Here is a 12,164-nt window from a genome sequence, read left to right as displayed (position 1 = left end):
TGTAAATAAGTCCGAGCAATATAGCCAGGGGAATTATAAGCCATAAGAGAATTGTGTTTTTGGAAAATGTCTTATGGGAATAATTTTCTTGATTTTGAGGATCTTTATCCTTCAAAGAATCCTCGTACAGTTTACATACTGCGGAAATCAATCCGAGAAAAAGATAAAAATAAATAGCAGAAGCCTCAAGACGCAAATTTACACATGTAAGATTATGGACAAACAACGCTATTGCCCCTGCAATTAAACCTGCATGAATAATATTTAATAAGTTTAAAGATTGTCTGTTAAAAGTTCTCACTGCTCTAGCGAAAATTATTACTAAAAACCATAGAAAAAGACCAAGCCCTATGAGCCCTATTTCACTTGCAAACTCTAAAATTTCATTATGAGCGTGGTCAGTTGCATTTACAGAATGCGGATTTAAAAAATATTCAGGAATACGAAACTGCGGATATACAATAATAAAAGTTCCCATTCCCCAGCCCAAAAACGGCCGGGCGGGTATCATCTTTAAAGTGCCATGCCAGATATTAACCCTTATTCCCACCGTACCTGTTGCTATTTCCTTTTCAAGATGTGTTTTAATTTGCGGTAGTTTCTGGATTGACCACAGGCTTCCAAGTAGGCATAAAGCAAGAACTACGGTAAGGATTGGAGTTCGCCATTTGGGTTTAAAAATCTGTCTTCTAAATAAAATTAGCGAGAAAAGTATGGAAACTGTCAATGCTAACCAGGCACCTTGTGAGTCCAAGATATACACAAGGTAAATCCCAATAATTGTTAATATAAGCAATAAAGATGAAATGAAAAAGTTTTTGCGGAAAAAATTATATATTCCCAATAAGATCACAACCGGCAAAATCGTAACCAAATATGCGGAAAAAAAGTTTGGATTTCCGAATGTGGAAATTATTACAGGATTTTTATTATAAAAATAGTCAAATAGTCCGTGTAAAGAAAGCCCGGCAAAAACTACAATTATACAGGTCACTACGCCGATTAAATCTTTTCGTCTATTTATCAGATTTACAACAACAAAATATAGAAAAAAACAAGTCAAAAGCCGACTGAATTCTCTTATACTTGCATATATGAAACTGGAAGTTAAAAGATTCAAGATTAACCATGCGGTTAAAAACAACAGGGCAATAAAAGACGGGTCTTTGTATATTAAAATTTCTCCTTCTTTAAGAGTATTGTAAAGCCATATGATAAAAATTATGATTAATAAAAATTGGGCAATCGCAAGTTTAATCAGAACATAATTAAAAGCTTGAGGCATCATTGCAAGCGCGGTAGAACAGGCAATAAGAATTATTATTGCGATATAAATGTTGTTAAAAAGATTGGGGGGAGTGTAAACAGCATTCTCACCTGCGGATTTTATTTTTTTAGATTTTTTCATTTTCGATAATTATACTCAAGTAGTTATAAAATGTCATTATTTAAAAATATACTTTGAAATACATGGAAATAACACCTTGATATAGGTCGAAATAAGGTGGAAATATATTGAGATACATGGAAAAGAAATATAATCGAAATACGTTGTCGCTATCATTAGTTTTTTAAAGTTATAGTATGTAATTTTTTTTCAGTTTTCAATCCTTTAACAACATATATCTATTGTATTTCTACCGTATATCCATTTATATCTACCGTATATCTATTTTTTGTATATCTACCTCTTATCTATTATGCTGTTGTTGTCATTAGTCAGTTTATAAAAATAAACTTTTGCCTCCCCATATTTTCTCTCGTCTATAACAGACATACCCGCCTGCTGTGAAGCGGGCAGGTTATCGATGGAAACAGGCAAATTGGTTTTGTGATGAACTCTTGCTATAACCAAACTCTCCGGTTTAATTAACGATGAAAAAGAAGCATGAGTTAATGTCTTAAAAGCAAAATCCGAATTATAAGGCGGGTCTATAAATACAATAGAAAAAGATTTTTTCATCTTTTCCATATATTCCATTGCTTCTTCAAAATCTCTGCTGAGGACGGCTATTCTTTGATCAAGTTGAAGTTTTTTAGCATTTTCCCTGATTAGCTTGATGTTTTTGTGACTTTTATCTACGAATGTAACGTTTTCCGCGCCCCGGGAAAGCGCTTCAAATCCGAACATTCCCGTTCCTGCAAACATATCCAAAACTTGGGCATCTACTACTCTATCGAATAATATGGAAAAAATAGCGTTTTTGATTTTATCTGTAATAGGTCTCAATAAAGGCGAATGCTCGGCGCACTTTAACACTCTCCCCTTCTTTTCACCGCTTGATATTCTCATATTGGTTCTAATTTTACACTTTTCCCTCAAAATTATCATAATTAGACTTTTAAAAGTCTATGGTCTTTGGTCAAAAAGGTTTGACTTTTTTTATGCCATAAGATAATCTGCTTCTATATAAAGGGGGGATTTATGAAAAAAGAAGAACAGCGCTCCGGGAAAGATAGAAGAAGAGAAACAGAACAGAGAAAATCTGCCAGTCCAAGATGTCCATGTTCAGAACGCAGAAGAGTCCAAGACAGAAGAACGAACAAAGATAGAAGAAAATCCAAATGAATCATATAATTCCTATTAAAAATAATATGAGAGTTTTAACAGCTTTAATTTTAACAGTTTTCATCTTTGTCTCTGTCATTGCATGTGCAGCAGATACAAAAACAAACCCCGCTCCTCGTACTGAAGAACAGATCTTTACGAGGGGCGGGGTAAACTTTTTAGGAAAATGGTCTTTAAACAGTGATAAAACCTTGGTTCAGGGACAAAGAACATCTGCCCAAGGAGAACTATATATTCTGCAGGAAGAAAATAGTATAACCATCAAAAGAATTTCACCTGGTCGTCATCAGGGACAAGTTATTACCACCGAAGAATTAACATTAGACGGCGAAATAAAAGATAGTGTAGTATCCGGCAAGCCTACAAAATCAGCTGTAAGTTGGTCTCCTGATGGCAAAAAAATGACAATATCTTGCCTGATTCTTTTTGCGAAAAACGATATTAGAACTACTATTGAAATATGGGAACTATCAGAAGACGGAAAATCTCTTTCAATCAATTATTCATCTAAATCTGCTAAAGGCGCACGAACAGCTCATTACGTTTATGATAGGAAATAATGAAACATTATCAAGTCATTATAATCGGCGCAGGAGCAGCTGGCTTAGTATGCGCCTTGACTGCAGGACAAAGAGGACGAAAAGTCCTTATTCTAGACCATTCTGATGCAATAGGTAGTAAAATTCTTGTTTCAGGTGGCGGACACTGCAATTTTACAAACCTTTGGGTACAGTCAGAGCACTACCTATCTAACAATCCCAAATTTTCTAAATCCGCATTAAGCCGTTTTAGCCCCAATTCTTTTATTTCACTATTGGAAAAATACAATATTGCCTATCACGAGAAAAAATCAGGGCAACTCTTTTGCGATAACAAATCTAAAGAAATTTTAAGCCTATTATTAAAAGAATGCGAAATAGGCAAAGTTGATATCAAAACCAACTGTAAAATTGAAAAGATACAAAAACAAGAACATTTCCTGATAAATACCAATTCAGAGGATTACACTGCAGAATCCTTGGTTATAGCAACAGGCGGTTTATCAATGTCTGAAATGGGCGCTTCGGGTTTTGGATATGATATAGCTAAACAGTTCGAATTAAACGTGAACCCTACCTACCCCGCTTTAGTTCCTTTTACGCTCAATGATAAACGCTTCATAGATTTGGCAGGTATCTCCTTAGATACTGTTGTTTCCTGTGAAACCCTGCACCAGTCTCGAACTAATAAAACTTCTGAACGATGCAGGGCAAGGAAATCCTTCAAAGAATCAATCCTTTTCACTCATAAAGGTTTAAGCGGTCCCGCAATACTGCAAATTTCAAACTATTGGAACAAAGGAGACGAGATTGTTATCAATCTACTGCCTGACCTTAATTTAGCCGTTCTGATAGAAAAATGGCAGAAAGAAAGACCAAAAGCAGAATTGAAAAACTTAATGAGTGAACTTTTACCTAAACGTATTGTTCTAACATTCCTTAAATTAAATAAGCCTACCGTGCCCCGCACCGAACATCAGTTTGGTTCTGGTACGCGGGTTAACCAATACAATCAAAAAGAAATAGCCCAGATTGCGGAAACCTTTCATAAATGGCGTATTACTCCATCAGGCACAGAAGGCTATAAAATAGCCGAGGTAACCAAAGGCGGAGTTGATACAAAAGAAATTTCGTCAAAAACTTTTGAATCACACAAAGTAAATGGATTATATTTTATCGGCGAAGTCTTAGACGTAACAGGTGAGCTTGGCGGATTCAACTTACACTGGGCTTGGGCATCAGGATATGCGGCAGGACAATTCGTATAATATTGACTTACGAAGAGTTAAGAGGTTTAATAAGACAAATAAAAAGGAGGAAACTGTGAATAAAAGACAGGTTCTTGATATTGTGCTTATTATTTTCGGGCTTTATTTTTTAATGTATTTTGTTCAATATATGATAATCACAACATTTCAGCTTTTCTCTATGCAAGAAAGCCAGTTTGCTAAAAATGGAGCTTATATATTTATGATGTGGGTTTATTTATTAATTCCTCTTGCAGTTTCTGCTCTCTGCCTTTTCAAGCGGGAAAAATTGCTTAATATACTTATCGGTAAATCAGAACAGAGAGAATCCCCGCAAACAAATTCAATGCCTTGTTATGGAAGATTAGCTTTTTGGATTCAAATTCTTGGTCTATATTATTTGATTTCATCGGTCGCACAAGCTATTCCACAGCTTGCTGTTATGATATTGAGGTCTTCACAATATTCTTACAAATACTTCTGGTGGCGAGAGATGGGAGGTTCTATATTAACGATTATTGTAGCTTTTTTGATAATCTGGAAAAGCGAGGTAGTAGCAAATTTTATAAATAAAATTACGAAACAACCCCAATCTAAATAAAAAAGGAGGTTTAAATGGCAAACGGTCAGCCGGAACAAAAGAAAGAAATAAAAGTTACTTGTCCGCCGCAAATGCAAAGCGGTACATATTCAAATAATATGGTAGTTATGCATACTAAAGAAGAATTCGTTATGGATTTCTTGATGGTCGTCCCGCCAACGGGAACCGTAACCTCAAGAGTAATATTAAGCCCCGGACATATGAAAAGAATGATAAAGGCATTACAGGATAATATTGCAAGATACGAATCAAAATTCGGTGTTATTAAGGCATCAGAAGAACCCAAAGGCAAAATGGGATTTCATGCGTAATTAAATACAGTTATAAATTTTAACTTACAACCCCGATTAGAGATTTAAATTTGTCATTGCGAGATCCGATGACTCCGAAAGGACGGAGTATACGGACTCTTCGGAGAATGCAATGACGAAGCAATCCAAAAAACGAGATTGCTTTACTTCGTTCGCAATGACAGAAGATAAGTTTGGGACTGCATTAGGAAGGGCAATGACTAAAGGTACTGCTCAACCACAAAATTAACAAGAATTTCCTTGCCTTTGATATGTTTTTGAATGTGCGGGTCTTGGATGGCTGATTTTAAAAGGGGTTACTTACTGGTAATTTTCTCAAGTGTTTGTTTAATCTCTTGTATAAATTTCTTACTGTTATTTATCTGTCCTTTCGCTTCTTCTTCAGAAACGATAATAAAATCCCCATAATCACTTTCTTCTCGTATATCCTTCGCTTCAGCCAAAAGTTTGCCCATATCGTTACCTACAACACCTGTTTTTACAAAGTGCTGATTAAATAAAGATATAATTCCTGAATGTTTTGCACTGTTTAAATCTTTTGTAGCAAGAATAGCTCTTGCAGCTGTAAACATTGCATAGTATGACCTTGAAATAGAATCTTTATATTTCCCTTTTTCAAAAAGTATTTTTGCTGAATCAAATTTGTCTTGACTATCCTTAATCCTATATAGAGCTAAATCCTTTTTCATAATTTAGCCCCTTCTTTTTTCAAATTCTCAATAAAAGGAGATTCTAACTCTTCATTTTTCTTGTATTCCAATTCCGAATATAACAAAGCTGAAATTTTTAGTTCATAATAAGGGTCAATGTTAAAAAGGATATTATGGATTTGGTGTCTTATCTGCGGAGTTTTTTCCTTTACTACGACAAGCAGGTCAATATCCGAATCTTGAGTATAATTACCTTTTATCTTAGAACCAAATAGGATAAGGGAAATTAAATTATTCCCTAATAATTCTCTTAATCCTTGGGAAAATTTATCTAATCCGAGCTTTTCTTTTTGATTTAGGTAATCTCTCATATTTTTAATTATACATTAACTTGTTTCTTTTGGGAATTGAGAGATAGAGCTTTTAATTTGTCATTGCGAGCTAAAAGCAAAGCAATCTCCAAGATTGCCGCACTCACTACGTTCGTTCGCAATGACAGAAGATAAGTTTGGGACTGCATTAGGAAGGGCAATGACTAAAGGTGTTACCCAACTACAAAATTAACTAACTTCCCCTTTACTACTATCGTTTTACGGATTTGTTTGCCTTCGGTGTGTTTTTGAATGTGCGGATCTGCAAGGGCTAATTTCTTCAAATTTTCTTCGGATATATTCCTGTCAACCTGCAGTGTTGCGCGTAGTTTTCCGTTTATCTGAACTATAACGGTAACGGTTTCTTCTTTGATAAGTTTCTCGTCGTATTGAGGATAAGCGTTGTTGAATACAGATGGTTCTCCCCCTACCCTTTCCCACAATTCTTCTGTGGTATGCGGAGCAAAGGGAGCAAGTAATAGAATCATTCGTTTTATTACATCTTTGCCTAATTTTTCTTTATTGGCATATCCGAAATTAATAAATTCCATAAATGCGGCGATTGGGGTATTGAATTTTACTTTGTCCAAATCGTCACAGATTTTTTTGTTTAGTTTATGAATTTCGCGTATTGCTTCATCATCGCTTTTTTCATTCTTTGCGCATTCAAGCGTTAGATTCCATAATCGTTCCAGAAATCTATAAACGCCTTTTACGCCATGCGTATTCCAGGAGATTGCCTGATCAAAAGGTCCCATAAACAGTTCGTATATTCTTAAAGTATCTGCGCCGTAGGTTTTGATGATGTCGTCGGGGTTGATTACATTGCCGAATGACTTTGACATTTTTCTTCCGTCTTCAGCCAAGACCATGCCGTGAGCTGTCCGTTTTTGGTAAGGTTCGCAAGTCGGAGCAACACCGATATCGTATAGGAATTTGTATATGAAGCGAGAATATAACAAATGCAGTGTCGTGTGTTCCATTCCGCCGTTATACCAGTCCACAGGCATCCAATATTTAAGTTTTTTGGGGTCTGCCAAAGCTTTGTCGTTTTTGGCATCGGTATAGCGCATAAAGTACCAATTTGAGCCCGCCCAGTTAGGCATTGTGTCTGTTTCTCTCTTAGCATCTGCTTTGCATTTAGGGCATTTTACATTAACCCATTCTTTGATATCCGCCAAAGGCGATTCGCCTGTCGCTGTGGGCTCGTATTTTTCAACATAAGGGAGTTTTACGGGTAAATCTCCTTCGGGAACAGGCACTATTCCACATTTATCGCAGTGAATTATGGGTATCGGTTCGCCCCAATAATGCTGACGTGAGAATATCCAGTCGCGGAGTTTATACTGGATTATCTTGCGACCTAAGTTCTTTGTTTTGAGCCATTCGGTGATTTTTTCTATTGCTCCCTCTGAAGAGAGTCCATCAAAATGGCCTGAATTGATTAAGGTGCCGTAATCAACAAACGCATCTTTTGATATATTTCCGCCCCGCCCAGCAAGATTTGGCGGGCAGGCCGATACAACTTCTTTAACATCAATTTTATATTTCTTGGCAAAGTCGTAATCCCTGTAATCGTGCGCGGGGACTACCATTACAGCGCCGCCGCCGTAAGTGGCAATTACATAATCGCCTATCCAGACAGGCACCTTTTCTTTAGTTAGAGGATGGATACAATAAGAGCCGGTGAAAACGCCTGTTTTTTCTTTTTCTATTTTTGTTCTTTCAAATTCACTTTTTGTTTTGGATTCTTTAATGTAGTTTTTTATTTCTGTCCTCTGTCTTCTGTCCTCTGTCTTCTGTCCTCTGTCCTTGAGGAGCAAAGTGACGATAGGATGTTCCGGCGCTAATACGATTGCTGTTACACCAAAAAGCGTGTCTGCTCTTGTTGTAAATACGCTGATTTTATCTTCCGCATTAGCTATTTTAAAATCAATCTCCGTGCCGAAACTTTTGCCAATCCAATTAATCTGCTGAAGTTTGATTTTTTCCAGATAATCAAGGTCTTTTAAATCGTCAATTAATCTGTCTGCATATTTGGTAATTTTCAACATCCATTGTTTCTGTTCTCTGCGTTCTACTTCGGCTCCGCATCTTTCGCACTTGCCTTGCACTACTTCTTCGTTTGCAAGCCCGATTTTGCAGGACGGACACCAGTTAATCGGTATTTCGGATTGATAAGCCATATCCTTTTTGAACAGTTGCAGAAATATCCATTGTGTCCATTTGTAGTATTTCGGGTCGGTAGTATCTACTTCCCTACTCCAGTCAAAAGACATACCTAAACTTTTTAGACTTTTTTTGAAGTTTGCAATATTTTTCGCTGTGGCGACTTCGGGATGTATACCATTTTTTATTGCGTAATTCTCCGTAGGCAGACCGAATGCATCCCAACCTATGGGATATAGGACATTAAATCCATTCATTCTTTTCTTGCGGGATATGGTGTCTAATGCGGAATAGCTTCTGCAATGACCTACATGAAGCCCGTCTCCTGAAGGGTATGGGAATTCGATTAAGATATAAAATTTTTGTTTTTCGGAGAAATCTTGTGCCTGAGAGGAATTGTTATCTTCCCAAAATTTCTGCCACTTTTTTTCTATTTCTTTAAAAGGATAATTCATATTTTCGTAATTGGTAAACCGTAAATGGCTCCGATGTTACATCGGAGCGCTTTACGCTTGCCTGCTTGCCAATGAATTGGTTTAATATGCCGATAAATCGGCAGCTACAGTAAAATTAGAAATATATGGAAATGTGTTGAAATAAATTGAAATACGTTGTCGCTATCATTAGTTTTTTAAAGTTATAGTATGTAATTTTTTTTAGTTTCCAATCCTTTAACAACATATATCTATTGTATCTCTATTTTTTGATTTTTATTATCTCCATGTATATCTATTTATTTCCCTTTATATCTACTGTATATCTATGTATCTTATTTCTTCGGTCTCAGGTCTAAGTTTGACGATTATAAAGCCGTTTGCATATACAGTCAAATAACAACTTTTTATAGTATAATTATGTCATGAATCATTCGATAAAAACAGGTTTTAGTTTCGGCTTGACTTCTGCGACGATAACGACGCTCGGTTTGATGGTGGGATTGAATGCCGGCACTCATTCAAAACAAGCTGTTATAGGCGGCATATTGATAATTGCCGTGGCAGACGCTTTCTCGGACGCATTAGGTATTCATATTAGCGAGGAGTCCGAAAACAAGCACACTACCAAACAGATATGGGTATCGACGATTTCCACATTCATTACAAAGTTCATTTTTGCATTGACATTTGTTATTCCCGTTTTGTTATTGGAACTTTCAGTAGCAATCGTCGTAAGTGTAGTTTGGGGATTGACGATATTAGGCATTTTTAGTTTCAAAATTGCCAGAGAACAAAATGCAAAAACTTGGAAAGTAATTTTTGAACATCTGTTTATCGCTTCATTGGTTATATTCATAACTCATTATCTTGGGAATTGGATATCGTTGATATTCGGCAACTGATTAAATCCTTTCTAAAGGGCGAGGCATTAAAACAATAACAAAAAAATGGATTCCTGCTTACTACATGCAGGAATGACAGCTCACAAGGATGGATTCCTGCTGGAGTTTGTATTCTTAGATTCCCGCCTGCCACTAAAGATTGGCGGGTAAACATTCGCGGGAATGACAAAAAGGGGAGTTTACCCCTGTGAAACTTGTCCTCGTGAAAACGGGGAACAGGGGCAGGAATGACAGCTTACAAGGATGGATTTTTGCTTACTACATACAGGAATGAGGGGTTTTTATCCCCAATAGAAACACTTGGGGACAAATCTATTTATGACGAAGTGTGTCATTCCCGAATAGCTTTTATCGGGAATCTAAAAAAATACATTTCGGCAAATATTCGGTAAACAATGCATAAACAATATTTTGTATATATACTGGCAAGTAGGAAAAACGGCACATTGTGTATAGGTGTTACGAATGATTTGATTAAGAGAGTATATGGACATAAACATAATTTAGTTGAAGGTTTTACCCAAAAGTATAATGTGCATCGTTTAGTGTATTTTGAAACCACTGAAGATATAAATAGTGCAATCCATCGTGAAAAATGCATAAAAAAATGGAAAAGAACTTGGAAAATACAATTGATTGAGAAAGACAATCCTACTTGGGCAGATTTATATGACGCTTTGCTATAAATGGAATGGATTCCTGCTTGCGCAGGAATGACAGCTTGCAAGAATGGATTCCTGATAGAGTTTGTATTCTTAGATTCCCGCGTTCGCGGGAATGACAAAAAGAGGAGTTTACCCCTGGGGAAAAGAAGGACATCATTGGATTCCTGCTTACTACATGCAGGAATGACAGCTCACAAGAAAATGGATTCCTGCTTACTACATGCAGGAATGACAGGGGGAACAACGAACAGGAATGACAAAAGAAAAAGGAGACAGTTTTGTTGAGAAACTGTCTCCTTAACTTTTTAATATCGTTTCTTTTATATTCCTTTTAGCTTTTCCACACGAACTTTACTTACCTTTGGCTTGTTAATCGTATTAGGCATCCAGTCGGGAGCATTATCGGGTTTCTTAACTTTTACCACTGAGCCTTTAAAAACGTGAATGCGGTAAAGGCCGTCTTTTTTCTTGCCGTGTTCTCTTAATTTTATAAGACCGTCTTTATCCTTCAATCCGCGTGTAGCCGCTTTCAAAGCCGCTCCGCGTGCGCCTTTGCTCTTGAAAACATTTTTTTCCTTCTTGCCTATCCTTAAAGAATAAACTTTGGCTTCAGCCATTTTAAACCTCCTTTGTTTAGTTTTTGTCATTGCGAGCCTGAACGCAGTAAGGGCGTGGCAATCTCAAACATGAGTAACGAGATTGCTTCGTCGCCTTCGGCTTCTCGCAATGACACATAGTCCATTTGTATGGGCTCTTAACCTCGCCGATAAATCGGCAACTACATGTTTTGCTCTACCCTACTCAAATTCCTAATTACCAATTTCTAATTCCTAATGAAATGCCCAATGTCTTAAAAATCTTACGCATCTTATTATTTACGGATTCGCCAAGAAACCTGTATTATTCAGAGCACTAATATAACAATTTGGAATATACTTCGCTGCAGCCGCCTGCTTCTCAGCAGCAGGAAGGGCATCATCCCATGTGCACCAGTCAACATGACCGTCAATTATGAGCGCGTTGACACCGCTCGCTCCATGGTTGTGGTTGTTGGAGTAGCTACCTGCGCGATTAGTTAAGTCGTACCACCATCTCCCTACCCCAAAAGAAGAGTATTGTCCTGCATTATCAACTACCAGACATTGCATATTCCCCTTATAAGCAGTTGGTATCTGTGTATTAGAAGAGTACACAGACAGGGAACTTAAACCCCATGCATACGCATATGAAATTTCAGGTTTATTGACAACATTATAGCGTGGACGGGTCAAGTGGTTGTCCTCAGACTTGACTCCGATCCTGTTACTTGGACAATGGAATATAGGACCTGTCGTATACCTACCCTTACTTACCAGAATCCGAAAAGCTCTCGCGGTGTAAGGGCGCACCGTACTATATTGAGGAAACCTCTCACCCCAGTCGCCAGCATACATCATTAAGCCGGTGCCTATCTGTTTGAGGTTGCTTTTGCAAGCTCCTCTTCTTGCGGATTCTCTTGCTCTGCTAAGCGCTGGCATTAACATAGCGGCCAAAATCCCGATTATAGCGACAACAACCAAAAGCTCTATGAGGGTGAAACCGAGCGAAAAACCTTCTCTTTTTCCTATTCTTCTCATCATGTTTATTTACCTCCCTTGTTTAGACTAAAGACAAAAGACCGAAGACTAAAGACCTTAAACATTTTTGACCTCTTTACCTACTGA

Annotated in this window: 14 protein-coding genes; 7 read left to right on the top strand and 7 right to left on the bottom strand. The window is 37.2% G+C overall.

Annotated elements, in window-relative coordinates; genetic code table 11:
• Both KAS42_06555 and rsmD read right to left on the bottom strand, forming a co-directional pair.
• A partial coding sequence (locus KAS42_06555; protein MCK4905880.1) for an O-antigen ligase family protein occupies positions 1-1,408 on the bottom strand: 1,408 nt, incomplete at its 3' end.
• Between the two features lie 276 nt (positions 1,409-1,684).
• The gene (gene rsmD / locus KAS42_06550; GenBank protein MCK4905879.1) at positions 1,685-2,332 is read right to left on the bottom strand and encodes a 16S rRNA (guanine(966)-N(2))-methyltransferase RsmD; all 648 of its coding nucleotides are present in this window, start codon (positions 2,330-2,332) and stop codon (positions 1,685-1,687) included.
• Positions 2,333-2,425: 93 nt separating this feature from the next.
• On the opposite strand from rsmD, the gene KAS42_06545 reads away from it, so the two are divergent.
• Genes KAS42_06545 through KAS42_06525 form a run of 5 tightly spaced genes read left to right on the top strand, consistent with a single transcriptional unit; the run spans position 2,426 to position 5,267 of the window.
• Positions 2,426-2,569 carry a hypothetical protein gene (locus tag KAS42_06545; GenBank protein MCK4905878.1) on the top strand — a complete coding sequence of 48 codons (144 nt, stop codon included), beginning with the start codon at positions 2,426-2,428 and terminating at the stop codon, positions 2,567-2,569.
• Positions 2,566-3,129, top strand: coding sequence for a hypothetical protein (locus KAS42_06540; protein ID MCK4905877.1), 564 nt, complete (start codon positions 2,566-2,568; stop codon positions 3,127-3,129). Before KAS42_06545 ends, KAS42_06540 begins: the two co-directional genes overlap by 4 nt.
• Positions 3,129-4,376 carry an NAD(P)/FAD-dependent oxidoreductase gene (locus KAS42_06535; GenBank protein ID MCK4905876.1) on the top strand — a complete coding sequence of 416 codons (1,248 nt, stop codon included), beginning with the start codon at positions 3,129-3,131 and terminating at the stop codon, positions 4,374-4,376. Before KAS42_06540 ends, KAS42_06535 begins: the two co-directional genes overlap by 1 nt.
• Positions 4,377-4,431: 55 nt before the next feature.
• Positions 4,432-4,956 (top strand): hypothetical protein, encoded by a 525-nt coding sequence (locus KAS42_06530; protein MCK4905875.1) that lies wholly within the window; start codon positions 4,432-4,434, stop codon positions 4,954-4,956.
• Positions 4,957-4,970: 14 nt separating this feature from the next.
• Complete coding sequence (locus tag KAS42_06525) at positions 4,971-5,267, top strand: DUF3467 domain-containing protein (protein ID MCK4905874.1); 297 nt, start codon at positions 4,971-4,973, stop codon at positions 5,265-5,267.
• A gap of 296 nt (positions 5,268-5,563) precedes the next feature.
• Here the strand turns inward: KAS42_06525 and KAS42_06520 are convergent, their stop codons facing one another.
• The 3 genes from KAS42_06520 to KAS42_06510 all read right to left on the bottom strand — a co-directional run bounded on the left by KAS42_06520 (position 5,564) and on the right by KAS42_06510 (position 8,912).
• Positions 5,564-5,956, bottom strand: coding sequence for a HEPN domain-containing protein (locus KAS42_06520; protein ID MCK4905873.1), 393 nt, complete (start codon positions 5,954-5,956; stop codon positions 5,564-5,566).
• Positions 5,953-6,288, bottom strand: coding sequence for a nucleotidyltransferase domain-containing protein (locus KAS42_06515; protein ID MCK4905872.1), 336 nt, complete (start codon positions 6,286-6,288; stop codon positions 5,953-5,955). Before KAS42_06515 ends, KAS42_06520 begins: the two co-directional genes overlap by 4 nt.
• 173 nt (positions 6,289-6,461) lie before the next feature.
• A complete protein-coding gene (locus KAS42_06510) occupies positions 6,462-8,912 on the bottom strand; it encodes a leucine--tRNA ligase (GenBank protein MCK4905871.1) in 2,451 nt (816 codons plus the stop codon).
• Between the two features lie 404 nt (positions 8,913-9,316).
• Between KAS42_06510 and KAS42_06505 the strand changes: the two genes are divergently transcribed.
• Positions 9,317-9,796 carry a hypothetical protein gene (locus tag KAS42_06505; protein MCK4905870.1) on the top strand — a complete coding sequence of 160 codons (480 nt, stop codon included), beginning with the start codon at positions 9,317-9,319 and terminating at the stop codon, positions 9,794-9,796.
• A 395-nt stretch (positions 9,797-10,191) separates the two neighbouring features.
• A complete protein-coding gene (locus KAS42_06500) occupies positions 10,192-10,482 on the top strand; it encodes a GIY-YIG nuclease family protein (protein MCK4905869.1) in 291 nt (96 codons plus the stop codon).
• A gap of 299 nt (positions 10,483-10,781) precedes the next feature.
• On the opposite strand, the gene KAS42_06495 is transcribed toward KAS42_06500, so the two are convergent.
• Positions 10,782-11,078: a chromosomal protein MC1 gene (locus tag KAS42_06495; GenBank protein ID MCK4905868.1), complete on the bottom strand. Its 297-nt coding sequence runs from the start codon at positions 11,076-11,078 to the stop codon at positions 10,782-10,784.
• Positions 11,079-11,336: 258 nt separating this feature from the next.
• Complete coding sequence (locus KAS42_06490; GenBank protein ID MCK4905867.1) at positions 11,337-12,077, bottom strand: type II secretion system protein; 741 nt, start codon at positions 12,075-12,077, stop codon at positions 11,337-11,339.
• Positions 12,078-12,164: the final 87 nt, after the last annotated feature.

Source organism: bacterium (genome assembly GCA_023135785.1).
Taxonomy (GTDB): Bacteria; CAIJMQ01; CAIJMQ01; order CAIJMQ01; family CAIJMQ01; genus CAZNJA01.
Note: the sequence above shows the minus strand (reverse complement) of the source record. Positions and strands in the feature narration are given on the sequence as shown.